The sequence below is a fragment of the Streptomyces sp. V1I1 genome, from assembly GCF_030817355.1.
In the GTDB taxonomy this organism is placed as follows: domain Bacteria; phylum Actinomycetota; class Actinomycetes; order Streptomycetales; family Streptomycetaceae; genus Streptomyces.
The window spans coordinates 5,072,277-5,096,426 of sequence record NZ_JAUSZH010000001.1; the positions used below are offsets into that span (position 1 = coordinate 5,072,277).

Annotated in this window: 20 protein-coding genes, 1 other RNA gene and 1 pseudogene; 20 read left to right on the forward strand and 2 right to left on the reverse strand. The window is 69.8% G+C overall.

Going from position 1 to position 24,150, the window contains the following annotated elements; genetic code table 11:
• The first annotated feature begins 26 nt into the window (after positions 1-26).
• The 4 genes from ftsX (at position 27) to ssrA (ending at position 3,143) form a co-directional block, all read left to right on the forward strand.
• Positions 27-944 (forward strand): permease-like cell division protein FtsX, encoded by a 918-nt coding sequence (ftsX, locus tag QFZ67_RS23810; RefSeq protein ID WP_307663102.1) that lies wholly within the window; start codon positions 27-29, stop codon positions 942-944.
• Between the two features lie 67 nt (positions 945-1,011).
• Positions 1,012-2,163 (forward strand): S41 family peptidase, encoded by a 1,152-nt coding sequence (locus QFZ67_RS23815; RefSeq protein ID WP_307663103.1) that lies wholly within the window; start codon positions 1,012-1,014, stop codon positions 2,161-2,163.
• Between the two features lie 18 nt (positions 2,164-2,181).
• The gene (gene smpB / locus QFZ67_RS23820) at positions 2,182-2,661 is read left to right on the forward strand and encodes an SsrA-binding protein SmpB (RefSeq protein WP_307663104.1); all 480 of its coding nucleotides are present in this window, start codon (positions 2,182-2,184) and stop codon (positions 2,659-2,661) included.
• A 97-nt stretch (positions 2,662-2,758) separates the two neighbouring features.
• Positions 2,759-3,143, forward strand: a transfer-messenger RNA (tmRNA) gene (gene ssrA, locus QFZ67_RS23825).
• A gap of 27 nt (positions 3,144-3,170) precedes the next feature.
• Here the strand turns inward: ssrA and QFZ67_RS23830 are convergent.
• A pseudogene (locus QFZ67_RS23830) lies at positions 3,171-4,584 on the reverse strand (MFS transporter).
• Positions 4,585-4,680: 96 nt separating this feature from the next.
• Here QFZ67_RS23830 and QFZ67_RS23835 point away from each other — a divergent pair.
• From QFZ67_RS23835 to QFZ67_RS23880, 10 genes are all read left to right on the forward strand, one after another.
• The gene (locus tag QFZ67_RS23835) at positions 4,681-5,661 is read left to right on the forward strand and encodes a LysR family transcriptional regulator (protein WP_307665945.1); all 981 of its coding nucleotides are present in this window, start codon (positions 4,681-4,683) and stop codon (positions 5,659-5,661) included.
• 94 nt (positions 5,662-5,755) lie between these two features.
• A complete protein-coding gene (locus tag QFZ67_RS23840) occupies positions 5,756-7,096 on the forward strand; it encodes a NarK/NasA family nitrate transporter (RefSeq protein WP_307663105.1) in 1,341 nt (446 codons plus the stop codon).
• Positions 7,097-7,180: 84 nt separating this feature from the next.
• Positions 7,181-8,323 carry a uroporphyrinogen-III synthase gene (locus QFZ67_RS23845; protein ID WP_307663106.1) on the forward strand — a complete coding sequence of 381 codons (1,143 nt, stop codon included), beginning with the start codon at positions 7,181-7,183 and terminating at the stop codon, positions 8,321-8,323.
• Between the two features lie 51 nt (positions 8,324-8,374).
• On the forward strand, positions 8,375-8,911 hold the full coding sequence (locus QFZ67_RS23850) for a GNAT family N-acetyltransferase (RefSeq protein WP_307663107.1): 537 nt from the start codon (positions 8,375-8,377) through the stop codon (positions 8,909-8,911).
• A 208-nt stretch (positions 8,912-9,119) separates the two neighbouring features.
• Positions 9,120-9,722, forward strand: coding sequence for a CGNR zinc finger domain-containing protein (locus QFZ67_RS23855; RefSeq protein WP_307663108.1), 603 nt, complete (start codon positions 9,120-9,122; stop codon positions 9,720-9,722).
• Positions 9,723-9,853: 131 nt separating this feature from the next.
• Complete coding sequence (locus tag QFZ67_RS23860; RefSeq protein WP_307663109.1) at positions 9,854-10,441, forward strand: sigma-70 family RNA polymerase sigma factor; 588 nt, start codon at positions 9,854-9,856, stop codon at positions 10,439-10,441.
• The gene (locus tag QFZ67_RS23865; protein ID WP_307663110.1) at positions 10,438-11,268 is read left to right on the forward strand and encodes an anti-sigma factor; all 831 of its coding nucleotides are present in this window, start codon (positions 10,438-10,440) and stop codon (positions 11,266-11,268) included. The genes QFZ67_RS23860 and QFZ67_RS23865 overlap by 4 nt, the downstream gene beginning before the upstream one ends.
• Before the next feature lie 61 nt (positions 11,269-11,329).
• A complete protein-coding gene (locus tag QFZ67_RS23870) occupies positions 11,330-13,630 on the forward strand; it encodes a UvrD-helicase domain-containing protein (protein ID WP_307663111.1) in 2,301 nt (766 codons plus the stop codon).
• Positions 13,631-14,036: 406 nt separating this feature from the next.
• A complete protein-coding gene (locus tag QFZ67_RS23875) occupies positions 14,037-15,470 on the forward strand; it encodes an NAD-dependent malic enzyme (protein ID WP_307663112.1) in 1,434 nt (477 codons plus the stop codon).
• A gap of 306 nt (positions 15,471-15,776) precedes the next feature.
• Complete coding sequence (locus QFZ67_RS23880; RefSeq protein ID WP_004571953.1) at positions 15,777-16,058, forward strand: HU family DNA-binding protein; 282 nt, start codon at positions 15,777-15,779, stop codon at positions 16,056-16,058.
• A gap of 141 nt (positions 16,059-16,199) precedes the next feature.
• Here QFZ67_RS23880 and murA read toward each other — a convergent pair whose 3' ends face one another.
• Positions 16,200-17,540, reverse strand: a complete 1,341-nt coding sequence (murA, locus tag QFZ67_RS23885) for a UDP-N-acetylglucosamine 1-carboxyvinyltransferase (protein WP_307663113.1) — start codon at positions 17,538-17,540, stop codon at positions 16,200-16,202.
• A gap of 278 nt (positions 17,541-17,818) precedes the next feature.
• On the opposite strand from murA, the gene QFZ67_RS23890 reads away from it, so the two are divergent.
• The 6 genes from QFZ67_RS23890 (at position 17,819) to QFZ67_RS23915 (ending at position 24,015) form a co-directional block, all read left to right on the forward strand.
• Positions 17,819-18,379, forward strand: a complete 561-nt coding sequence (locus tag QFZ67_RS23890) for a YqgE/AlgH family protein (RefSeq protein WP_307663114.1) — start codon at positions 17,819-17,821, stop codon at positions 18,377-18,379.
• A 30-nt stretch (positions 18,380-18,409) separates the two neighbouring features.
• Positions 18,410-18,697, forward strand: coding sequence for a DUF3039 domain-containing protein (locus QFZ67_RS23895; protein ID WP_307663115.1), 288 nt, complete (start codon positions 18,410-18,412; stop codon positions 18,695-18,697).
• A gap of 201 nt (positions 18,698-18,898) precedes the next feature.
• On the forward strand, positions 18,899-20,203 hold the full coding sequence (locus tag QFZ67_RS23900) for an extracellular solute-binding protein (protein ID WP_307663116.1): 1,305 nt from the start codon (positions 18,899-18,901) through the stop codon (positions 20,201-20,203).
• A 365-nt stretch (positions 20,204-20,568) separates the two neighbouring features.
• Positions 20,569-21,513: a carbohydrate ABC transporter permease gene (locus QFZ67_RS23905; protein WP_307665946.1), complete on the forward strand. Its 945-nt coding sequence runs from the start codon at positions 20,569-20,571 to the stop codon at positions 21,511-21,513.
• Positions 21,510-22,349 (forward strand): carbohydrate ABC transporter permease, encoded by an 840-nt coding sequence (locus QFZ67_RS23910; RefSeq protein WP_307663117.1) that lies wholly within the window; start codon positions 21,510-21,512, stop codon positions 22,347-22,349. The genes QFZ67_RS23905 and QFZ67_RS23910 overlap by 4 nt, the downstream gene beginning before the upstream one ends.
• Positions 22,350-22,368: 19 nt before the next feature.
• Positions 22,369-24,015, forward strand: a complete 1,647-nt coding sequence (locus QFZ67_RS23915) for a beta-N-acetylhexosaminidase (RefSeq protein ID WP_307663118.1) — start codon at positions 22,369-22,371, stop codon at positions 24,013-24,015.
• Positions 24,016-24,150 lie beyond the last annotated feature (135 nt).

Here is a 24,150-nt window from a genome sequence, read left to right on the forward strand (position 1 = left end):
ACGACTGAAAGGCTGAAAGACTCGCCATGCGCGCCCAGTTCGTACTGTCGGAGATCGGCGTCGGTCTCCGCCGCAATCTCACGATGACCTTCGCCGTCATCGTCTCCGTAGCCCTTTCACTCGCCCTCTTCGGCGGTGCGCTGCTCATGCGCGAGCAGGTCAGCACGATGAAGGACTTCTGGTACGACAAGGTCAACGTCTCGATCTTCCTCTGCAACAAGAACGACGCGGCGACGTCTCCCAAGTGCGCCAAGGGCGCCGTAACCGCCCAGCAGAAGCAGCAGATCGAAGCCGATCTCAAGAAGATGGACGTGGTCGACACCGTCCACCGCGAGTCGGCCGAGGAGGCGTACAAGCACTACCGGGAGCAGTACGGCGACACTCCCATCGCGTCCACCATCACGCCGGACCAGATGCAGGAGTCGTTCCGGGTCAAACTGGACGACCCGGAGAAGTACAAGGTCGTCGCGACCGCCTTCGCGGGCCGGGACGGTGTGCAGTCCGTCCAGGACCAGCGCAACATCCTGGAGAACCTCTTCTCCCTGATGAACGGCATGAATGTCGCCGCGCTCTTCGTGATGGCGCTGATGCTGGTGATTGCGCTGATGCTGATCGTCAACACCGTGCGTGTTTCGGCGTTCAGCCGCAGGCGTGAGACCGGCATCATGCGGCTCGTGGGAGCCTCCAGCTTCTACATCCAGATGCCGTTCATCATGGAGGCCGCCTTCGCCGGTCTGCTGGGCGGCGTGGTCGCCTCCGCCATGCTGCTCGTGGGCCGGTATTTCCTGATCGACCACGGTCTGGCGCTGTCCGAGAAGATGCAACTGGTCAACTTCATCGGCTGGGACGCGGTGGTCACCAAGCTCCCGCTGGTGATCGCGATCGGGCTGCTGATGCCCGCCATGGCTGCTTTCATCGCATTGCGCAAGTACCTCAAGGTGTGACAAGCACCCCTGGCGCCGTGCGGTCAACCGCCGTACGGCGCCTTTCGCTTGTCCTAGAGTGTTCGCCATGCCGGGCCCGGAGTTCAGCCCTCGGCCCCGCCGCATCCGCCGCGGGGCGGCCCTGACATTGGTCTTTGCGAGCGTTCTCGCCACCGCGGCCGCCACCAACGCGCTGCCGCGCGACAAGAACGCTCCGCCCCTCTCGGCCCGCTCAGCCGCCGCGACCGTCGACCACGACGACGTCGCCCGTGCCGCTGCCGAGGCGATGGCCGACGGCAAGTCCGGTACGGAAGCGGCCGAGGACGTCGTCAGCCGCAGCGGGGACCGCTGGGGCGCGGTGTACGACAAGAGCGAGTACGAGGAGTTCGAGCAGGCCCTCGACGGTGAGTACACCGGTGTGGGCCTGTGGGCGCGCCGGGCGGGCGACGGGCGGGTGGAGGTCGCCAGGGTCCAGCCCGGCGGCCCCGCCGCCAAGGCGGGCATCAGGGCCGGCGACCGGCTCCGTACGATCGACGGCCTCACGGTCGACAAGCGCCCCGTCACCGAGGTCGTGGCGCTGCTGCGCGGCGGCGACCGTACAAGGGTCACGCTGGGCCTGGAGCGCGACGGCCGGGCCTGGACCGAGAAGCTGCTGCGCACCACGCTGACCACCGAGGCGGTCACAGTCCGGCAGCTGGCGGGCGGCGCCGTCATGATCAAGGTTGCCTCCTTCACCAAGGGCGCGGGCACGCAGGTGCGGGACGCGGTCCGGGGCACCCCTGCGGGCATCGGCGTTCTGCTCGATCTGCGCGGCAACGCGGGCGGCCTGGTCACCGAGGCCGTCACCGCCGCCTCCGCATTCCTGGACGGCGGCCTGGTCGCCACGTACGACATACGGGGCGAGCAGCGCGCGCTGTACGCCCCGCCCGGCGGGGACACCGTCAGACCCGTCGTCGCCCTGGTCGACGGCGGCACGATGAGCGCCGCCGAGCTGGTCACCGGGGCGCTGCAGGACCGGGGCCGGGCGATCACCGTCGGATCGCGCACCTTCGGCAAGGGTTCGGTCCAGATGCCCAGCCAGCTGCCCGACGGCTCGGTCGCCGAGCTGACCGTCGGCCACTACCGCACCCCGGCCGGGCACAGCGTGGACGGCCGGGGCATCACCCCGGACCTCGCAGCGAGCGAGAGGGCCGAGGAACGGGCCCAGACAGTATTGAGTGGCCTCGGGGGCGGGTCTTAGTGCGAAAATGGCCGCACTATGGCTAAGGAAAAAGGGCGCAAGCTGATCGCGCAGAACAAGAAGGCGCGGCACGACTACCACATCATCGACACCTACGAGTGCGGTCTCGTGCTGACAGGTACCGAGGTGAAGTCGCTGCGCCAGGGACGGGCCTCGCTGGTGGACGGCTTCGTCCAGATCGACGATCACGAAGCGTGGCTGCACAACGTGCACGTGCCGGAGTACACCCAGGGGACGTGGACCAACCACAGCGCGCGGCGCAAGCGGAAGCTGCTGATGCACCGCGCAGAGATCCACAAGCTCGAGTCGAAGTCGCAGGAGACGGGGCACACGATCGTGCCGCTGGTGCTGTACTTCAAGGACGGCCGGGCGAAGGTCGAGATCGCGCTGGCGAAGGGCAAGAAGGAGTACGACAAGCGGCAGACGCTGCGGGAGAAGCAGGACCGGCGCGAGACGGACCGCGCGATCTCGGCGGTGAAGCGGCGGCAGCGGGCCTGACGCCCGACCGAGCGGAATATGGTGGCACCGTCGTGCGTTGGTCACGTACGATGGCACCTGCACCTCACAGCGGGTGCATGCATTGAAAACTCAACATGGGGATGATCGGTTTCGACAGCGGATGTCGAAGCAGGGGAAGCGAGCCGAGGAAGCGGCAATGATCTCGTTAACCATATGTCGCAACCAATAATCGCCAATTCCAAGAGCGATTCCCGCGCCTTCGCGCTCGCTGCCTAATTAGCAGCTAGCGAAGGCCTTCGGGTGTCAGCCCGGGGCTGTTCCCGACCCGGATCCTGGCATCAGCTAGGGAACTAAACCTCTAAGCCCGGTCACGGGGCGTAGAGGGAAATCAAACAGTGACTGAGCCCGTCGGAGACTTGTTCGCGTGATCTCCGGGGCTGAGAAAATCGCAGCGAACTGCGCTCGGAGAAGCCCTGATTCTGCACCGTTGGACGCGGGTTCGATTCCCGCCATCTCCACTCATCCCATGTGAGGCGAAGGCCCGGCTGTCACGACAGCCGGGCCTTTGTCGTGCCTGCCACCGCAAGGGCCACCACCAGGGCCAGCGCCGCCGCCGATGCCGGGACGGCGTAGCCGTGCGCCGCGCCCAGGTGCTCCACCGTCCAGCCCGCGGTCGCCGAGCCTGCCGCGATGCCGCCGAGGATCGCGGTGACGGCGAGCGTCATGCCCTCGTTCAGGCTGTTCTGCGGGGTCAGCCGCTGGACCAGGGTCATTCCGGTCACCATCGTCGGCGCGGTCGCCGCGCCCGCCAGCAGCAGGGCGACGGCGAGGAGGGCCACCGAGCCCGTGCGGGCGGCGAGCAGCGGCAGGGTCATCAGGGCGGTCATGGCGGCGAGACAGGCGGCCAGTCGGCCGGGCAGGCTGCGGGCGGGGCGCATCGCCCCGTACAGCAGGCCCGCCACGCACGACCCGGCGGCCTGCAGCGCGAGCAGCAGCCCCGCCGCCGGGTTGTCCAGATACGCGAGCGTGGTGACCTCCAGCGCGCCGAAGACCGCGCCGGTGGCGAGGAAGACGGCGAGCAGCGGCGCCATCCCGGTCGTACGCAGCGGGGAGCGGGGTCCCGGCCGGGCGGGGCGTGACCGGCGGCTCGGTGGAGCGCTGGGCCGCGAAGATCAGTACGCCGGTCAGCATCAGCACCGCTCCCGTGAGCGTGCCCGCCTCCGGGAAGAGCGCGGCGCACAGGAACGCCGCGAGCACCGGTCCGAGCATGAAGCACAGCTCGTCGGCGGCCTGCTCGAAGGAGTTCGCGGTGTGCAGCGTGGCAGGGTCCCCACGGTGGATGTGGGCCCAGCGGGCGCGGGACATGCCGCCGGTATTGGGGGTGGTGGCGGTCGCGGCGTACGCGGCGAAGAGCGTCCAGTCGGGCGCGTCGTAATGCACGCAGAGCAGGAGGGCGAGCGAGCCGAGCGCGGCGAGCGCGGTGGCGGGCACGGCGATACGGGCCTGCCCGTACCGGTCCACGAGCCGCGCGGTCCACGGCGCGACCAGCGCGGTGACGCCGAGCCCGGTCGCGGTAACGGCCCCGGCGAGGGCGTACGAGCCGCGCGATCCGGCGATCATGATGACGGCGCTGACGCTGAACATGCCCATGGGGAGGCGGGCGAGGAGGTTGCCCGCGGTGAAGGCGGGGGCGCCGGGGGGCGCGAAGAGTTGCCGGTACGGGGCGAGGGGCCCGGCCTTGCGGGGCTTTCCCCCACCCCGCCCGTCCCCGAACTGGGCCTCTGCCCCAGACGCCGGTCGGCCTGAGTTCTCAGGCCGACCGGCGGGAAATTCAAGCCTCGCCGGCGATTGAGGCGCGGGGTCTGGGGCGGAGCCCCAGTTACGGGAAGGGGCGGGGTGGGGAACAGGCCCGCCGCAGGCGTCAGCGGCAGTGGCCTGCGGGGAGTCGGGTGATTGCGGCATCCAGCTACCCTCGCGGCGCTGAGCGCCCGCGGTCCAACACCTGCTCCGACGCCATTGACGCACTCGTGTTGTAAGTTCAACGGCGTGCCCCGAGACATGGACCCCCGCCTGCTCCGCGCCTTCGTCGCCGTCGCCGGCGAGCTGCACTTCACCCGTGCCGCCGCCCGCCTGTATGTCGCGCAGCAGGCCCTCAGCCGCGATATCCGGCGGCTGGAGCGCGAGTTGGGTGCCGAGTTGTTCGTACGGACCACCCGGCAGGTGACCCTCACGGCCGACGGCGAGCGGCTGCTGCCGTACGCCCGGCGGGTGCTGGCGGCCCAGGACGATCTGCTGGCGGCCGCCGCGGGGACCTCCCGGCCGCTGCTCGTCGATCTCAACAGCGAGGGCATGGCATCCGGCCGAGTGCTGGCGCGGGCGCGGGAGATCGCCCCCGAGTGCGAGCTGATGGCCCGCTTCGAGAGCGGGCTGACCGGCGCCGCCGCCGAGATCGTCGCCGGGCGGCTCGATGTCTCCTTCGGGCGCTTCGCCGGGCTCGAACCGTCCGTACGGGCGCTCCTGTCCCATCAGCCCGTACGGTACGAGCCGATGGCCGTCCTGCTGCCGCACGACCACCCGCTCGCCGGGCTGGCGCGCATCCCGCTGGACGCGCTCGCGGGCGAGAACGTATACGCGGGGGCGGGCAATCCGCGGACCCTGGAGTGGACGGATCTGGCGCGCCGCCTCTTCGCCGGGCGGGGGATTCGCATCGCGCCGCCCGCGCCCGTGGCCATCGGCGCCGAGGAGTTCCGGCGGGTGATGGCCAAGACCCGCAACCCGGTCCTGGCGGTCGTCGATTTTCCGGCTATGCCGGACAGCGTGCTGCGCCCGGTCGTCGATCCCGTGCCGCTGTCGCCGCTCTCCTTGGTGTGGCGCAACGGGCTCCGGCACCCGGGCATTGACGCGCTGCGGGCGGCCGCCGCGCGACTGGCCGAGGAGGAGGGCTGGCTGGACCGTGATCCCGCCCACTGGCTGCCTGAAGACGACATATCGCTCATGGGTGACGCCCGGCGGCTCACAGACGCGTCGGCCGCCGGGTGAGAGCAAGGTTTCGCGCCGGTCACCTCGGGCCACCGGGGCGGAAACGCGCCGCTCCTAGCGTCTCTCTCACACCCGACACCCGTGGAGGCTTGTGATGGCTGGCCGATGGATCGAACAGTGGGAACCTGAGGACGAGGCTTTCTGGGAGGCGAAAGGGGAGCGGGTTGCGCGACGCAATCTGATCTTCTCCATCCTCTCCGAGCACATCGGGTTCTCGATCTGGACCTTGTGGTCCGTCCTGGTCCTGTTCATGGGACCGGAGTACGGGATCGACCCGGCCGGCAAGTTCTTCCTGGTGGCCATGGCGACGCTGGTCGGCGCCTTTATCCGGGTCCCGTACACCTTCGCCGTCGCCCGCTTCGGCGGGCGTAACTGGACCATCATCGCGGCGTCGATGCTGCTCCTGCCGACGGCCGCCGCCTTCCTGGTGATGGAGCCCGGGACCTCGTACACCACCTTCATGCTGGTCGCGATGCTCACCGGCGTGGGCGGCGGGAACTTCGCCTCGTCGATGACCAACATCAACTCCTTCTTCCCGCTGCGGAAGAAGGGCTGGGCGCTCGGACTGAACGCGGGCGGCGGCAACATCGGGGTGCCCGTCGTGCAGCTGGCCGGACTCGCGGTCATCGGCGCGGCCGGCGGACCGCGTGTGCTGCTCGGGATCTACCTCCCCTTCATCGCCGTCTCCGCGATCTGCGCCGCGCTCTTCATGGACAACCTCGCCCCGGTCAAGAACGACACCGGGGCGTCGAAGGACGCCGTGCGCGATCCGCACACCTGGATCATGTCCTTCCTCTACATCGGCACCTTCGGGTCGTTCATCGGCTACAGCTTCGCCTTCGGTCTGGTCCTCCAGACGCAGTTCGGGCGTACGCCGCTGCAGGCCGCGTCCATCACCTTCATCGGGCCGCTGCTCGGCTCGCTGATCCGGCCGGTCGGCGGACGGCTCGCCGACCGCTACGGCGGCGCGCGCATCACCCTGTGGAACTTCCTCGGGATGGGGGCGGCCACAGGGGTCGTCGTGCTCGCCTCGGTCCAGGAGTCGCTGGCGCTCTTCACCACCGCGTTCATCGCGCTCTTCGTGCTGACCGGGGTCGGCAACGGCTCCACGTACAAGATGATCCCGGGCATTTTCCAGGCGAAGGCGGTTGCAAAGGGCATGACCGGCGAGGCGGCGGCCGCGTACGGGCGGCGGCTGTCCGGCGCGTCCATGGGGCTGATCGGCGCGGTGGGTGCGCTCGGCGGGCTCGGCATCAACCTCGCCTTCCGCCAGTCCTTCCTGACCGCGGGCACCGGCACGTCGGCGTTCGTCGCCTTCCTCGCCTTCTACGCGGCCTGTTTCACGGTCACTTGGGCGGTATACCTTCGCCGGCCCGCCACCGAGGCGGCACCGGTTGCGGAGGCGAAGCCGCAGCTCAGTTACGCAGAGGTGTAACACCGGGGAAATCCAGGCGAACCGAGTCTGTCACGCCGCCTTGGCAGGCTCGGCCGCCCATCCGCATACGTGGGGACGACAGCCATGCACGACCAAAAGCTGCCCGGGCCGCTCGCCGGATTCACCGTCGGCGTCACCGCGGCACGGCGCGCCGACGAGCTCGGCGCGCTGCTCTGCCGACGCGGCGCCGCCGTCGTCCACGCCCCAGCCCTGCGTATCGTCCCGCTCGCAGACGACGCCGAACTGCTCGCCGCCACCAAGGAGCTGATCGACCACGGGCCCGATGTGGTGGTCGCCACCACCGCGATCGGCTTCCGCGGCTGGGTGGAGGCCGCGGACGGCTGGGGGTACGGCGAGGAGCTGCTGGCCCGGCTGCGCGGTGTGGAGCTGCTGGCCCGCGGGCCGAAGGTGAAGGGCGCGGTCCGCGCCGCCGGGCTGACCGAGGAGTGGTCCCCGGCGTCCGAATCCATGGCCGAGGTGCTCGACCGGCTGCTCACCCAGGGCGTCGCCGGCCGCCGGATCGCGCTCCAGCTGCACGGCGAGCCGCTGCCCGGTTTCGTCGAGTCGCTACGGGCCGGGGGCGCCGATGTCGTCGTCGTCCCCGTCTACCGGTGGATGCCGCCGCAGGACCTCGCACCGCTCGACCGCATGCTCGACGCGACTGTCGCGCGCGCCCTGGACGCCCTCACCTTCACCAGCGCCCCGGCCGCCGCCTCACTGCTCTCCCGCGCCGAAACCCGCGGACTCCTCCCCGAGCTGCTGCACGCCCTCGACCACGATGTGCTGGCCGCCTGTGTGGGGCCTGTCACCGCGCTGCCGCTGCAGGCCCACGGCATTTCCACGGTGCAGCCGGAGCGCTTCCGGCTCGGCCCGCTGGTGCAGCTGATCGGCCTTGAGCTGCCGTCCCGGGCCCGTACACTCCCGGTCGCGGGCCGCCGCGTCGAGATCCGCGGCCACGCGGTCCTGGTCGACGACGACTTGCGGCCCGTGCCGCCCGCCGGAATGGCCCTGCTGCGCGCGCTGTCCCGGCGTCCCGGCTGGGTCGTCTCCCGCTCCGACCTGCTGCGGACGCTGCCGGGCGCGGGCCGCGACGAGCACGCCGTCGAGACGGCGATGGCCCGGCTGCGCACGGCACTCGGCGCGCCCAAGCTGATCCAGACGGTCGTCAAGCGGGGCTACCGGCTGGCGCTGGACCCGGCCGCCGACACCAAGTACGCGGACATGTGACGTACGAAAACGGTCGCGCAAGAGCCTGTCCGGGCGTCTACGGTACGCAGGATGAGCACTGATCCCGTACGCCTGGAGCCCGACGGGCCGGACGCCGCCGCCCGCCTCGCCGAGGAAGTCGCCCGGGCCCTGGTCCGCAATCGCGACCACATGCGTCCCTGGGAGCCCAACCGCCCCGAGGCGTACTACACCCCCGAAGGGCAGGCCGCCCGGCTCGCCCCTCATCCGGCCACCAGGCGGTGGCACTTCACCGAAGGCACGCGCGTCATCGGCGGGATCACCCTCTCCGGCATCGCGCTGGGACCGTTTCGCAGCGGGAATCTCGGCTACTGGATCGACGCCGAGTACACCGGCCGCGGGCTCGCCACCCGCGCGGTCGAGGAGGTCTGCCGTGCCGCCCGCGAGGACTTGGGCCTGCACCGCGTCCAGGCGGGCACCCTCATCGCCAACGCCGCCTCCCAGCGCGTCCTCGCCAAGTGCTCCTTCGAGCCGATCGGCACGGCACCGCGCTATCTGCACATCGACGGCGCCTGGCGCGACCACCGCCTCTTCCAGCGGATCCTGCACGACGACCCGCCGACTCCCTGAAGAGCGGCGGAAGTTCACCCCTGGCACGCAACCTGACGGAGCGCCCGGACGAGCCTCCCCGCAGTACGAGGACATCGCTCCGGACACCGCCCGCGACCAGATCGTGCGGTGTGCGGCCGGACCGGGCGCGAGGAGGGGTTCCGGCCGCACGCCCGGACGGGCACTCTGGTGGGGATACCCGGAAGTGACCCGAGGTGGTGACAGGCGCATGGCGGCAGGCGCGACGGGTGCGGCCGCGTACGACTGGAGGTTCGACTCCGGGCGGATCTGCCTCGACCTGGTGGCGACCGCGGAGGCGGCCACCGGCGGGCGTGAGCCGCTGGACGGGCCCGGGCGGCTCGGCCGGTGGCTGGTCGGCGCCGGTCTGGTGCCCGCGGGCACGCAGCTGGCGGCCGTCGAGGGCCAGTGGGTGGGGCGCTTCGTCGAACTGCGGGACTGCGTGGGCCAGTTGGTGCGGGCTCAGATCGAAGGCCGCGGCGCCGAGTCGGCGCTGGAGCGGGTCAACGCCCTCGCCGCGGGAGCGCCGCCCGGCATCCGGGCCGTACGCGACGCGCAGGGCTCGCTCGTACGGGCACTGAGCGCCGCGCCCGAGTGCGGGGCGCTGCTCGCCGCTGTCGCCCGCGACGCCGTGGAGCTGCTGACCGACCCGCCGGCCCGGGCGAGGCTGCGGCAGTGCGAGGGTGACAACTGCCGCCGCGTCTATCTGGACACCTCCCGCGGACGGCGGCGGCGCTGGTGCTCCAGCGAGGTGTGCGGGAACCGCGAGCGGGTCGCCAGGCACCGGCGCAGGGTCGCCGTGGCGAGGGCCTGAGACCGGCTCGGACCCTTCCTCAAAAGATCTTGAAACTTTTTTGGCGGGACGTTGAGTGATGCGTCTGCGGCCCCCGTAGTGATGGGGGAGAGGCAGTCAGCCAAAATCAGGGTCTCGACCAGGAGGTTCAGGTGCGCAAGGATGCCGCCGTGGCCGATGACCGTCCGCAAAGGGCCCGCCATCGCAGCGAGAAGCCACGCAACGACTCCTCAGTACCTGACGAGGAGCTCATGCGCGCGCTGTATCGCGAACATGCGGGACCTTTGCTCGCCTATGTACTCCGTCTCGTCGCCGGCGACCGCCAGCGAGCCGAGGACGTGGTGCAGGAGACGCTCATCCGTGCCTGGAAGAACGCCGGTCAGCTCAACCGAGCCACCGGCTCTGTCCGACCCTGGCTGGTGACGGTCGCACGCCGCATCGTCATCGACGGTCACCGCAGCCGGCAGGCCCGGCCGCAGGAGGTCGATCCGTCGCCGCTGGAGGTCATGCCCGCGGAGGACGAGATCGACAAGGCGTTGTGGCTGATGACGCTCTCAGATGCGCTCGATGATTTGACGCCCGCCCACAGGGAAGTTCTTGTCGAGACGTATTTCAAGGGGCGGACGGTCAATGAGGCGGCCGAGACGCTCGGCATACCCAGTGGGACGGTGCGCTCCCGGGTGTTCTACGCACTCCGTTCCATGAAGCTCGCTCTGGAGGAGAGGGGGGTCACGGCATGACCATGTATGAGCAGGAATCCGTACACGATGCTGTCGGCGCGTATGTGCTCGGCATTCTGGACGACGCAGACGCCTCCGCCTTCGAGGCGCATCTGGCGGGCTGCGACATCTGCGCCGCCCACCTCGAGGAGTTCTCCGGGATGGAGCCGATGCTGGCCATGCTGGCGGAGGCCCCGATGCCGGTGCAGCAGCCGAATGTGCTGAACATGCCCGGCATGCGGTTCACGCCCGACGTCCCGCCGCCGCGACCGGTCCCCGTGGTGCCCACCGCGCCCAGCCCGCAGCTGCTCGGCGGACTGCTCGACGAGGTCGCCGCCAAGCGCGCGGCCAAGCGCCGGCGCGGCATGTATCTGGTCGCGGCCGCCGCGGCCCTGATCATCGGTGGTCCCACCGTCGCGGTCGTGGTCACGGCGGACGACACCGGCAGCAACAACCAGGCGCGCACCGATCCGCACCCCACCAGTCCCGCCGAGGACGCCTTCTTCAACCACATGAACGAGAAGGTGCAGGCCACGGACGCGACCACCAAGGTCAGCGCGACCGTCGGCCTGGAGGAGAAGGGCTGGGGCACCCACACCGTTCTCGAACTGAAGAACGTCAAGGGCCCGCTCAAGTGCAATCTGATCGCCGTCTCCAAGAGCGGCGAGGAAGAGGTCGTGACCTCCTGGGCCGTCCCGAAGTGGGGTTACGGCATCGAGGACAGCCCGAACAAGTTGGGCAAGAACCCGCTCTACATCCACGGCGGAGCGGCGATGGACCGGAACGACATCGACCACTTCGAGGTCCGCACCTTCGATGGCAAGCGACTGGTGGAGGTCGAAGCCTGACAGATTCGCCCCCTTCGCGTACGGTTGACGGCTGCCCAGTGCACGTCAGAAGGGGGCCTCGGTGGCCGCGCAGGATGCCGCTGTCGAAACCGCTGATCCCGGTGTCGATTCCGTACGAGACCGCGAGATCGGTATCGAGCAGGAACATCTGAATCAGGTGTACCGCCGCCTCGAGGAGAAGATCCACGAGGCGGAGTTCCTCATGCACGATGCCGCCAAACGCGGGCAGGTCGGCACGCCGGGAGCACTCGCCGAGCGGGACGCCCAGGTCTTCCGGGCGGGAGTGCACCTCAACCGGCTGAACAACGAGTTCGAGGACTTCCTGTTCGGGCGGATCGACCTGCTGCACGGCAAGGACGGCAAGAAGGGCCCGGACGGCGCGTACACCTCGGTCGAGCCCGCGGACGACGCCGTACGGGTGGACAACACGGCCGACATCGGGGAGACCCTGCACATCGGCCGTATCGGAGTCCTCGACTCCGACTACGCGCCGCTGGTCATCGACTGGCGCGCCCCGGCCGCCGCTCCCTTCTACCGCTCGACCCCGGTCGATCCTGGCCGGGTGGTACGCCGCCGGGTCATCCGCTCCAAGGGCCGCAAGGTCCTCGGCGTCGAGGACGACCTGATGCGCCCGGAGCTGATCGCCACGCTGGATGGGGAACAGCTCCCGGTCGTCGGGGACGGCGCGCTGATGGCGGCGCTCGGGCAGGCCCGCAGCCACACCATGCGGGACATCGTCGCCTCCATCCAGGCGGAGCAGGATCTGGTGATCCGGGCCCCCGCCGCGTCCGTCACCTATGTGGAGGGCGGGCCCGGCACCGGCAAGACCGCGGTGGCCCTGCACCGGGCGGCGTATCTGCTCTACCAGGACCGCCGGCGGTACGCGGGCGGCATCCTGATCGTCTCGCCGACCCCGCTGCTCGTCGCGTACACCGAGGGCGTGCTGCCCTCGCTGGGCGAGGAGGGGCAGGTCGCGATCCGCGCGGTCGGCAATCTGGTGGACGGCGTGGAGGCCACGGCGTACGACGAACCTGCCGTGGCCCGCGTCAAGGGCTCCTCGCGGATGCTGAAGGTGCTCCGCAAGGCCGCCCGGGGCGCGCTGGAGCTGGGGGACGGCCCGGACCGGCTGCGCGTCGTCGCCTTCGGGCGCCGAGTCGAGCTGGAGGCCGACGAGCTCCATCGCATCCGCCAGGCGGTGCTGGGCGGCACCGCCCCGGTCAATCTGCTGCGCCCGCGCGCCCGCAGGCTGCTGCTCGACGCCCTGTACGCCAAGTCGGGCGCCGCGACCCGTCACACCGACCCGGAGCTCGCCGCCGAGCTGCGGTCCTCCTTCGACGAGGACGTGGCCACCGAGGACGCCTTCATCGGCTTCCTGGACGCCTGGTGGCCCGAGCTCACCCCGCGCCGGGTGCTCACCGCGATGGCCGACGAGAAGCTGCTCGGCCGCTGGGCACGCCGGATCCTCAACCCGGGCGAGGTGCGCCGCCTCGCCCGCTCGCTGCGCCGCGAGGCCCTGTCCGTACACGACGTGGCGCTCCTCGACGAGCTGCAGACGCTGCTCGGCACCCCGGCCCGCCCCAGACGCAGACGCGAACTCGATCCGCTGGACCAGCTCACCGGTCTGGAGGAGCTGATGCCGCAGCGCGAGGAGACCCAGTACGAACGGGCCGAGCGGCTGGCTCAGGAACGTACCGAGTACGCGCATGTCATCGTGGACGAGGCGCAGGACCTGACCCCCATGCAGTGGCGGATGGTCGGCCGCCGCGGCCGGCACGCCACCTGGACGGTCGTCGGCGACCCGGCGCAGTCGTCCTGGTCGTCCCCGGACGAGGCGGCCGAGGCCCGCGACGAGGCGCTCGGCTCCCGCCCGCGGCGCCGTTTCCAGCTCACCGTCAACTACCGCAACCCGGCTGAGATCGCCGAGCTCGCGGCCAAGGTGCTGGCGCTCGCCATGCCCGGCATGGAGTCCCCGTCCGCGGTCCGCTCCACGGGCGTGCAGCCGGGCTTCGCGGTCGTACGGGACGGGAATCTGGCCCAGACCGTACGGGCCCAGGCGCAGCGCCTGCTGGACCGTGTCGACGGCACGGTCGGCGTGGTGGTCGCGATGAACCGGCGCGAGCAGGCGGCGCGTTGGCTGGCCGGGCTCGGCGAACGCGTGGTCGCGCTCGGCTCGCTCGAGGCGAAGGGCCTGGAGTACGACGCGACGGTCGTCGTCTCGCCCGCGGAGATCGCGGACGAGTCCCCGGCCGGGCTGCGGGTCCTGTACGTGGCGCTGACCCGGGCGACCCAGCAGCTGACGGTGGTCTCGGGCCGGCGCGACGAGCCGGACGCGAACGGTGTGCCGGACCTGCTGCGGGACTGATGGAGAGTCAACCCGCGATGCGGGAATCACTTACCGGGGTTGAGGGTCCGGGGGCGTCCCTAGGGAAAAGCACAGTGTTAGCCTGGTTGTGGCACCGGCTCGATCCAAGCCCCCGGGCCCAACCTTCGTCGCTACGAGCGACCACTTGCCGCGAGGCGAGCATGGCGGGTCGGTGCCACCTATTCGTACAAGAGACAGGTCCGCGTCACCGCGAGGTGACGCGGACCTGTTTCATTGGTGGCTTCCGCCCGAACGATCGCATCTCGTATGGTGGAAAACAGTTTCCGAAAACAAAACGAACGCTATTACCTGCTACTCGCAGGTAGGTGCGACCATCGGAAAGCGTCGCCGGGCACCAGCCGCGGCCGCATGGCAATGAAGCTAGCGAAAGCAGAGGAACCCGGTCATGGCAACGGCGCCCAGCGTCTCGTACTCGATGACGGTCCGGCTGGAGGTCCCCGCGAGCGGTACCGCGGTCTCCCAGCTCACCACGGCCGTGGAGTCCTCCGGCGGCTCTGTGATCGGCCTGGACGTGACCGCTTCCGGCCACGAGAAGCTGCGGATCGACGTCACGATCGCAGCGAGCTCCACCACGCACGCCGACGAGATCGTCGAGGAACTGCGCAAAATCGAGGGCGTCGTCCTCGGCAAGGTCTCCGACCGTACGTTCCTGATGCACCTCGGCGGCAAGATCGAGATGCAGTCCAAGCACCCCATCCGCAACCGTGACGACCTCTCGATGATCTACACCCCGGGTGTGGCCCGGGTCTGCATGGCCATCGCCGAGAACCCCGAGGACGCCCGCCGCCTCACCATCAAGCGCAACTCCGTTGCGGTGGTGACCGACGGCTCCGCGGTACTCGGCCTCGGCAACATCGGCCCCATGGCCGCGCTCCCGGTGATGGAGGGCAAGGCGGCCCTCTTCAAGCGGTTCGCCGGCATCGACGCCTGGCCGCTGTGCCTGGACACCCAGGACACCGACGAGATCGTCGCGATCGTCAAGGCGATCGCCCCCGGCTTCGCGGGCATCAACCTCGAGGACATCTCGGCGCCCCGCTGCTTCGAGATCGAGGCGCGGCTGCGCGAGGCGCTTGACATCCCGGTCTTCCACGACGACCAGCACGGCACCGCGATCGTCGTCCTCGCCTCGCTGACCAACGCGCTGCGTGTGGTCGGCAAGGCGATCGGTGACGTACGGGTAGTCATGTCCGGCGCGGGCGCCGCCGGTACGGCCATCCTGAAACTGCTGATCGCAGCGGGTGTCAAGCACGCCGTCGTGGCCGACATCCACGGCGTGGTGCACGCCGTCCGCGAAGACCTGGTGGACGCGGAGCCCGAGTCGCCGCTGCGCTGGATCGCCGACAACACCAACCCCGAGGGCGTCACCGGCACGCTCAAGGAAGCGGTCGCCGGCGCGGATGTATTCATCGGAGTGTCCGCCCCGAACGTGCTGGGGGCGGCGGACGTCGCGGCGATGGCCGACGGCGCAATCGTGTTCGCGCTCGCGAACCCCGACCCGGAAGTCGACCCGGCAATCGCCCGCCAGACGGCGGCAGTTGTGGCCACGGGCCGCTCCGACTTCCCCAACCAGATCAACAATGTGCTGGTCTTCCCGGGCGTCTTCCGCGGCCTGCTGGACGCGCAGTCCCGGACGGTCAGCACGGAGATGATGCTCGCGGCGGCGGCCGCGCTTGCGGACGTCGTCACCGAGGACGAACTCAACCCGAACTACATCATCCCGTCCGTCTTCAACGACAAGGTCGCCGGAGCGGTCGCGGGAGCCGTCCGCAACGCCGCGAAGGCGGCCGGAGCGGCTGTGACGGGCCACACGTCGGCGTGACGCCCGGCGCGTCGCGAGTCGCGGGTCCGCGACTGCCGCTCTAGGGTGGCGGACCATGAGCCCCGCGGCTCGCGGCTCCAAGGAGTCTCCACCGAGTGGACGGAACGTCACCACGACGAGGCCGTGGCGCTTTTCGTGTGACTCCGGAGGGTGCCGGATTGGCTTTCCCGCCGCTGGTGGGGGCAGGATGCGTATTCGGGCGCGAGGGTCTGACAGCAGACCCGGGTCCGGGGACTGTCCGAGGGCCCTGGCAGCATCGGCTTCGATCTCACGCCTCACAGGCAAGAAGAACACGGGAGTAACAACATGAACCGCAGTGAGCTGGTGGCCGCGCTGGCCGACCGCGCCGAGGTGACCCGCAAGGACGCCGACGCCGTGCTGGCCGCGCTCGCCGAGACCGTCGGCGAGGTCGTCGCCAAGGGCGACGAGAAGGTCACGATCCCCGGCTTCCTGACCTTCGAGCGCACCCACCGTGCCGCTCGCACCGCTCGTAACCCGCAGACCGGCGACCCGATCCAGATCCCGGCCGGCTACAGCGTGAAGGTCTCCGCGGGCTCCAAGCTCAAGGAAGCCGCCAAGGGCAAGTAATCCGCCTAGGCAAGCCAATGGGCGGCCACCCCTGCCGGGGGTGGCCGCCCATTCGCGTGTAATCAAGCCTCTTGGGGGTCCCCCCGGACGAAGTCTGGGGGGCTTGATGAGCCCGGGGGTCCGGGGGCGGAGCCCCCGCGGTCAGACGAGCCTGCCGCCCGGCAGCTCCACTTTGGCGCCCAGCTTCTCGAGCTTCTCCATGAAGTTCTCGTAGCCGCGGTTGATCAGGTCGATGCCGTGGACCCGGGACGTCCCCTGCGCCGCGAGCGCCGCGATCAGGTACGAGAAGCCGCCGCGCAGGTCCGGGATGACCAGGTCCGCGCCCTGGAGCTTCGTCGGGCCCGACACGACTGCCGAGTGCAGGAAGTTGCGCTGGCCGAAGCGGCAGTCCGAGCCGCCCAGGCACTCGCGGTACAGCTGGATGTGCGCACCCATCTGGTTGAGCGCGGAGGTGAAGCCGAGCCGCGACTCGTACACCGTCTCGTGGACGATGGACAGGCCCGCCGCCTGGGTCAGGGCCACCACCAGCGGCTGCTGCCAGTCGGTCTGGAAACCGGGGTGCACGTCCGTCTCCAGCGCGATCGCCTTCAGCGCGCCGCCCGGGTGCCAGAAGCGGATGCCCTCGTCGTCGATCTCGAAGGCGCCACCCACCCTCCGGTAGGTGTTCAGGAACGTCATCATCGAGCGCTGCTGCGCTCCGCGGACATAGATGTTGCCCTCGGTCGCCAGCGCCGCCGACGCCCAGGACGCCGCCTCCAGGCGGTCCGGGATCGCCCGGTGGGTGTAGCCGCCGAGCTTGTCGACACCGGTGATCCGGATCGTCCGGTCGGTGTCCATGGAGATGATCGCGCCCATCTTCTGCAGTACGCAGATGAGGTCCTCGATCTCCGGCTCCACCGCCGCGTTGGACAGCTCGGTGACGCCCTCCGCCAGCACCGCCGTCAGCAGCACCTGCTCGGTCGAGCCGACCGACGGGTACGGCAGCCGGATCTTGCAGCCGCGCAGCCGCTGCGGGGCCTCCAGATACTGGCCGTCCGCCCGCTTCTCGATCGTCGCGCCGAACTGGCGCAGCACCTCGAAGTGGAAGTCGATGGGCCGGCCGCCGATGTCGCAGCCGCCCAGACCCGGAATGAAGGCGTGGCCGAGCCGGTGCAGCAGCGGGCCGCAGAAGAGGATCGGGATGCGCGAAGAGCCCGCGTGCGCATCGATGTCCGCGACGTTCGCGCTCTCGACGTGGGACGGGTCGAGTACCAGCTCACCCGGCTCGTCACCGGGCCGGACCGTCACTCCGTGCAGCTGCAGCAGTCCGCGTACGACGCGCACATCACGGATGTCGGGCACATTGCGCAGTCGGCTCGGCTCGCTGCCCAGAAGAGCGGCGACCATCGCTTTGGGCACGAGGTTCTTCGCGCCGCGGACGCGGATCTCACCCTCCAGCGGGGTTCCGCCGTGGACAAGCAGTACATCGTCTGTGCCGGTCATGAATCTCGCGTTCCGGAGGGGGTCCCCCAGTGGAGCGAGGGGGATGTCGGGCAGGGGGCCAGTGAAAAGGGTAAGGGGCGTCTACCCCTGTCCCGTAAGGCCAAGGGCGCTCCGTGAGCGTAATGAATTGGGCACAACACGCTGGGTCGCCGCCATCTTGCGGAGCGTAACGGCCCCGGGTTCGCGTGCCGCCCCCTCCGGTCGCGTCCTGAGCTGCGCTGGCTCACACTCAGCCGCCCGCTCCCCGCGGAGGGCGAAGATGCGGGATCATGTCTCGCATGACCGAGGTGTCCTCGCTCACAGGGCGGCTGCTCGTCGCCACACCCGCCCTTGCGGACCCGAACTTCGACCGGGCGGTGGTTCTGCTGCTCGACCACGACGACGAGGGCTCGCTCGGCGTTGTCCTCAACCGGCCCACCCCGGTGGTCGTCGGCGACATCCTGGAGTCCTGGGCCGCGCTCACGGGCGAGCCGGGCGTGGTGTTCCAGGGCGGCCCGGTCTCCCTCGACTCGGCGCTGGGCGTCGCCGTCATACCGGGCGACGAGGGGCCACTCGGGTGGCGGCGGGTGTACGGCGCGATCGGTCTGGTCGACCTGGAGGCCCCGCCGGAGCTGCTCGGCGCGGCGCTGGGATCGCTGCGGATCTTCGCGGGGTACGCCGGATGGGGCCCCGGCCAGCTGGAGGACGAACTGAACGACGGCGCGTGGTACGTCGTCGAGTCGGAGCCGGGCGATGTGTCGTCGCCGCGGCCGGAGAGCCTGTGGCGGGCGGTGCTGCGACGGCAGCGCAACGAGCTCGCCATGTTCGCGACGTACCCGGACGACCCTTCGCTGAACTGAGTGGCGTGGCCTTCAGTACCCTTGGCAGTTATGAGCACTCTTGAGCCCGAGCGCGGGACAGGCACCGGGACCCTCGTAGAGCCGACGCCACAGACGTCGCACGGCGACGGCGACCACGAGCGCTTCGCCCATTACGTCCAGAAGGACAAGATCATGGCGAGTGCACTCGACGGCACTCCCGTAGTGGCACTGTGCGGGAAGGTCTGGGTACCGGGGCGTGACCCCAAGAAGTACCCGGTCTGTCCGATGTGCAAGGAGATCTACGAGTCCATGTCCGTCGGCGGCGACAAGGACAAGGGCGGCAAGGACAAGAAGTAGTCCTTCCGCCGGGGACGGCCCCCGGGACGCGCATTCACGCGCGCCCCGGGGGCCGTTCGCGTTGCACGGGGTGCGTCTGCTGGTCACAGAGTGGTTGAGACCTCTTGTCCGGCTATTGGCGTGCCCTTAGCCTCCTGCGTGTTGTGCAGAACGAAACGTTCGTTGCGCAGAGTGCAACGCCTACTCGTAGGGGAACCACGCATGAAGCTCATCGCCCGAATTGCCGCCCCGTCCGCGGCACTTGTGCTGGCAGGCCTCACCGCCACCGCCTGCGCCCCCCAGACCTCCGACAACAGCGCCAAGAAGGACGACAAGAGCGGCACCCTGCGCGTCTGGCTCTTCCAGGAGGTCAACAACAAGCCCAAGGAGCAGGTCGTCGACGCCGCCGTCGCCGCGTTCCGCAAGGCGCACAAGGGTGCCGAGGTCGAGGTCGAGTACATACCGGTCGAGACCCGCGCCCAGCGGATCAAGGCCGCCTTCAACGACCCGAAGAGCGCGCCGGATCTGATCGAGTACGGCAACACCGACACCGCCGGCTACGTCAAGGACGGCGGACTCGCCGACGTCGGTGAGGAGTTCACCGCCTGGGACGAGGCCAAGGACACCGACCCGACGGCCAAGCAGTCGGTCACGGTCGACGGCAAGATCTACGGCGCCCCGCTCTTCGTCGGCGTACGCGCGCTGTACTACCGCACCGACGTCTTCAAGGAGCTGGGGATCGCGGCCCCCAAGACCCAGGACGAGCTGATCGCCACCGCCAAGAAGATCCACAAGGCGAAGCCGGAGCTGTACGGGCTCGCGGTCGGCGGCGCGTACACCTATGGCGCGATGCCCTTCATCTGGGCGCAGGGCGGCGAACTGGCGCAGGAGAGCGGCGGTTCGTACAAGGCGGCCATCAACAGCCCGGCCGCGCAGAAGGGCATCACGGCGTACACCTCGCTCTTCGGCGACGACAACTGCCCGGCGGCGAAGTGCGCGTCGATGGGCGGCAACGCGACGGTGACGGCCTTCGCCTCCGGCAAGGCGGCGATGGCGATCGGCGGCGACTTCAGCCACCAGGCGGTGGAGGCGGGCGCGGTGAAGGGCAGGTACGCGGTGGTGCCGCTGCCGGGCAGGGAGACGGGCTCGATCGCGCCGGCCTTCGCGGGCGGCAACAACGTCGGCGTACTGAAGAGCAGTTCGCACCGCACGCTGGCGGTGGACCTGATGAAGCAGTTCACCGGCAAGGAGACACAGCGCAAGCTCTTCGACGCGATGGGGTTCCTGCCGACGTACACGGATGTACGGGCGGCGGTCGCGAAGAAGGAGCCGTTCGTCGAGCCGTTCGTACGGACGCTGGGCGCGGGCGCGAAGTTCGTGCCGGCTTCGTCGGGCTGGGGCCAGATCGACGCGTCGCTGGTGCTGCCGACGATGTTCCAGGAGATCGTCAGCGGCAAGAAGGACGTGGCGGCGGCGTCGGGTGACGCGGCGAAGAAGATGGACGCGGCGTTCGCAGCCGCGGGCTGAGTGCGATGACAAACGGTACGGAGCCGGGGCCGAACGCCCCGGACAGCCCGGGCACGCGCGAGACCACGGTTCCGCAGCCGGAGACACGGTCGCCGGACGGTGCGGACACGTCGGGCGGTGCGCCGGCGGCTGAGGCTTATGCGCCTGCCGGTGATGCGGTCGCGTCGGGCGGTGCCGAGGCGGGGCCGTCCGGCGGGACTGCTGTGTCCGCCGGTGGTGTGGGACCGTCGGCCGACGCTTCGGCGGCTGCCCGTGGCGCGGGCGCGCCCGGCGAGGCGGTTACGGCCTCCGGCGGGCCCGGTGCGTCGGTCGGTGGCTCCGCGGTCGTCGGCACCGCCCGGCGGTCCGAGAGGCGGCCCGCGCGCGTGCCCAACGCCCGGAAGGCGCCCGGGGGTTCCCCCGGCGACGGGCGCGCGGCGCGGCGCGGCCGGCGGCGCGCCGGCTCCTGGACCCCGTGGCTGTACCTCGCGCCCGCGCTCCTCGTCCTCGGTGGGCTCCTCGTCTACCCGATCTACCAGCTCGGCCTGATCTCCTTCCTCGAGTACACCCAGGCCCAGGTCAGCGGCGGCGAGCCGACCACCTTCCAAGGTCTCGGCAACTACCGCACGCTCCTCGCCGACAGCCAGTTCTGGCAGGTCCTGCTGGCCACCGTCGTCTTCGCCGCCGCCTGTGTGCTCGCCACCCTCACCGTCGGCTGCGCCCTCGCCGTCCTGCTGACGCGCGTACGCGCCCTCCCGAGCCTCGCCCTCATGCTCGCCGCCCTCGGCGCCTGGGCGACCCCCGCCATCACCGGCTCCACCGTTTGGGTCTTCCTCTTCGACCCGGACTACGGACCGGTCAACCGTCTCCTCGGCCTCGGCGACTTCTCCTGGACGTACGGGCGCTACAGCGCCTTCGCGCTCGTACTCCTCGAAGTCGTCTGGTGCTCGTTCCCGTTCGTGATGGTGACGGTGTACGCGGGCATCAAAGCGATCCCCTCGGAAATCCTGGAGGCGGCCTCACTGGACGGCGCGTCCCAATGGCGGATCTGGCGCTCCGTCACCGCCCCGATGCTCCGCCCCATTCTCGTCGTCGTGATCATTCAGTCGATCATCTGGGACTTCAAGGTCTTCACCCAGATTTACGTGATGACGAACGGCGGCGGCATCGCCGGCCAGAATCTCGTGCTCAATGTGTACGCCTATCAGAAGGCCTTCGCGTCCTCCCAGTACAGCCTGGGCTCGGCCATCGGCGTCGTGATGCTGCTGATTCTGCTGGCGGTCACCCTCGTGTATCTGCGGCTGCTGCGACGCCAGGGAGAAGAACTGTGAGCCTGCTCAGCATTCGCCGCCCCTGGCGGCTCGCCGCCGAGGCATCGGCACTCGTCATCGCGGTCGTTGTGGCCTTCCCGCTGTACTGGATGGTGCTCTCCGCGTTCAAACCGGCGGGCGAGATCCAGTCCACCGAGGCACGCCCCTGGACGCTTTCCCCCTCGCTCGACTCCTTCCGCCGCGTCTTCGAACAGCAGGAATTCGGCCGGTATTTCCTCAACAGCCTGTTCGTGGCAGGCACGGTAGTGATCGCTTCCGCGCTGATCGCCTTCCTGGCGGCGACCGCGGTGACGCGGTTCCGCTTCAAGTTCAGGACGACCCTGCTGATCATGTTCCTGGTCGCCCAGATGGTGCCGATCGAGGCGCTGACCATCCCGCTGTTCTTCCTGATGCGGGACTTCGGCCAGCTGAACACCCTCGGCTCGCTGATCCTGCCGCACATCGCCTTCTCGTTGCCGTTCGCGATCTGGATGCTGCGGGGCTTTGTGAAGGCGGTCCCGGAAGCCCTGGAAGAGGCGGCGTACATCGACGGCGCGAGCCGGACCCGCTTCCTGTGGCAGATCCTGTTCCCGCTCGTCTTCCCGGGGCTCGTGGCGACGAGCGTGTTCTCGTTCATCTCGACGTGGAACGACTTCCTGTTCGCCAAGTCCTTCATCATCAGCGACACCTCACAGTCGACGCTGCCGATGGCGCTGCTGGTCTTCTTCAAGCCGGACGAGAACGACTGGGGCGGCATCATGGCGGCGTCTACCGTGATGACCGTGCCAGTGCTCGTCTTCTTCGTACTCGTACAGCGACGCCTGGTCTCCGGCCTGGGCGGCGCGGTGAAGGACTGACGCAATGAGCCTTACGCCCATGAGCCTTACGGCAACGAGCCTTACGGATCTGATCCCCGCGCCGCGCGCCGTCGAGGGCCCGTACCGCACCCCCTTCGTGCTCGGTACCGGTACCGCACTCGCGGCGGCGACCGGCACCGAGGGCGTCGCCCGCTGGCTGCGTACGACCCTCGGCAGCGCTCTGGGACGCGAACTCCCACCGGGGGTGGCGGGAGCCGCGCACACCATCACGCTGCGGATCGATCCGTCCCTGGAGCCCGAGGCGTACCGGCTGTCGGTCGCATCCGGTGTCGAGATCGTGGGCGGCACCGCGGCCGGGGTGTTCTGGGGAGCACAGACGCTCCGTCAGCTCCTCGGCCCCGATGCGTACCGCCGGGCCTGCGTCGATCCGGAAGCCTGGCGGGGCATTGCGCACCAGGTCATCGAGGACGGACCCCGCTTCCCCTGGCGCGGCCTGATGTTCGACGTATCACGGCACTTCCTGCCCAAGGACGACGTCCTGCGCTATCTGGACCTCCTCGCCGCCCACAAGCTCAACGTCTTCCACTTCCACCTCACCGACGACCAGGGCTGGCGCATCGAGATCAAGCGCTACCCCAAGCTCACGGACATCGGCGCGTGGCGGGCACGCACCAAATACGGCCACCGCGCCTCCGAGCTCTGGGACGAGAGGCCGCACGGCGGCTACTACACCCAGGACGACATCCGCGAGATCGTCGCGTACGCCACCGAGCGGCATATCAGCGTCGTCCCCGAGATCGACATCCCCGGCCACTCGCAGGCCGCCATCGCCGCGTATCCGGAACTGGGCAACACCGACGTCATCGACACAACAACCCTCTCCGTCTGGGACAACTGGGGCATCAACCCGAACGTACTCGCCCCCACTGACAACACCCTCCGCTTCTACGAGGGCGTCTTCGAGGAGCTCCTGGGCCTTTTCCCCGCCGCCGTCTCACCGTTCATCCACGTCGGCGGCGACGAGTGCCTCAAGGACCAGTGGAAGGCGTCCCCGGCCGCCCAGGCGCGTATCAAGGAACTCGGCCTGGCCGACGAGGACGAGCTCCAGTCCTGGTTCATCCGCCACTTCGACACCTGGCTCGCCGACCGCGGCCGCCGCCTCATCGGCTGGGACGAGATCCTGGAGGGCGGCCTGGCCCCCGGCGCCGCTGTCTCCTCCTGGCGTGGATACGCCGGCGGCATCGCCGCCGCCGAGGCCGGTCACGACGTCGTCATGTGCCCCGAGCAGCACGTGTACTTGGACCACCGCCAGCACGGCGGCGCCCAGGAGCCGATGCCCATCGGATACGTACGCACCCTCGAGGACGTCTACCGCTTCGAGCCCGTGCCCCCGGCCCTCTCGCCCGAGGCCGCCGCGCACATCCTCGGCACCCAGGCCAATGTCTGGACCGAGGTGATGCAGGACCGTTCCCGCGTCGACTACCAGGTCTTCCCGCGGCTCGCCGCCTTCGCCGAGGTCGCCTGGTCCGCCCTGCCCGCCCCCGCCGAGCGCGACTTCGCGGATTTCGAGCGGCGAATGACCGCCCACTACAAGCGCCTTGACGCGCTCGGTGTCGACTACCGGCCGCCCGGCGGCCCGTTGCCGTGGCAGAAGCGACCGGGTGTGATCGGACGCCCGATCGAGGGTGCGCCCCCAAACGTGTGAGCCCGGCTCAAAGACGTATCTCCCGCGACCGTGACCCTGGGACCGTGTAAAGCCGCAAGGAATAAGCCGCACAAGGATCGCCGAAAAGTGGCAATCCGCATGTGGCGGCGAGGATGTTGCAAACCGGACCAACGT

What these genes read in the sequence shown, in the direction of transcription:
- QFZ67_RS23845 (WP_307663106.1), top strand. Translation starts at nt 7,181, where the DNA reads ATGCACGACCAAAAGCTGCCCGGGCCGCTCGCCGGATTCACCGTCGGC.
- smpB (WP_307663104.1), top strand. Translation starts at nt 2,182, where the DNA reads ATGGCTAAGGAAAAAGGGCGCAAGCTGATCGCGCAGAACAAGAAGGCG.
- QFZ67_RS23815 (WP_307663103.1), top strand. Translation starts at nt 1,012, where the DNA reads ATGCCGGGCCCGGAGTTCAGCCCTCGGCCCCGCCGCATCCGCCGCGGG.
- QFZ67_RS23880 (WP_004571953.1), top strand. Translation starts at nt 15,777, where the DNA reads ATGAACCGCAGTGAGCTGGTGGCCGCGCTGGCCGACCGCGCCGAGGTG.
- QFZ67_RS23865 (WP_307663110.1), top strand. Translation starts at nt 10,438, where the DNA reads ATGACCATGTATGAGCAGGAATCCGTACACGATGCTGTCGGCGCGTAT.
- murA (WP_307663113.1), bottom strand. Translation starts at nt 17,540, where the DNA reads ATGACCGGCACAGACGATGTACTGCTTGTCCACGGCGGAACCCCGCTG.
- ftsX (WP_307663102.1), top strand. Translation starts at nt 27, where the DNA reads ATGCGCGCCCAGTTCGTACTGTCGGAGATCGGCGTCGGTCTCCGCCGC.
- QFZ67_RS23855 (WP_307663108.1), top strand. Translation starts at nt 9,120, where the DNA reads ATGGCGGCAGGCGCGACGGGTGCGGCCGCGTACGACTGGAGGTTCGAC.
- QFZ67_RS23875 (WP_307663112.1), top strand. Translation starts at nt 14,037, where the DNA reads ATGGCAACGGCGCCCAGCGTCTCGTACTCGATGACGGTCCGGCTGGAG.
- QFZ67_RS23890 (WP_307663114.1), top strand. Translation starts at nt 17,819, where the DNA reads ATGACCGAGGTGTCCTCGCTCACAGGGCGGCTGCTCGTCGCCACACCC.
- QFZ67_RS23840 (WP_307663105.1), top strand. Translation starts at nt 5,756, where the DNA reads ATGGCTGGCCGATGGATCGAACAGTGGGAACCTGAGGACGAGGCTTTC.
- QFZ67_RS23835 (WP_307665945.1), top strand. Translation starts at nt 4,681, where the DNA reads ATGGACCCCCGCCTGCTCCGCGCCTTCGTCGCCGTCGCCGGCGAGCTG.
- QFZ67_RS23850 (WP_307663107.1), top strand. Translation starts at nt 8,375, where the DNA reads ATGAGCACTGATCCCGTACGCCTGGAGCCCGACGGGCCGGACGCCGCC.
- QFZ67_RS23895 (WP_307663115.1), top strand. Translation starts at nt 18,410, where the DNA reads ATGAGCACTCTTGAGCCCGAGCGCGGGACAGGCACCGGGACCCTCGTA.
- QFZ67_RS23915 (WP_307663118.1), top strand. Translation starts at nt 22,369, where the DNA reads ATGAGCCTTACGGCAACGAGCCTTACGGATCTGATCCCCGCGCCGCGC.
- QFZ67_RS23900 (WP_307663116.1), top strand. Translation starts at nt 18,899, where the DNA reads ATGAAGCTCATCGCCCGAATTGCCGCCCCGTCCGCGGCACTTGTGCTG.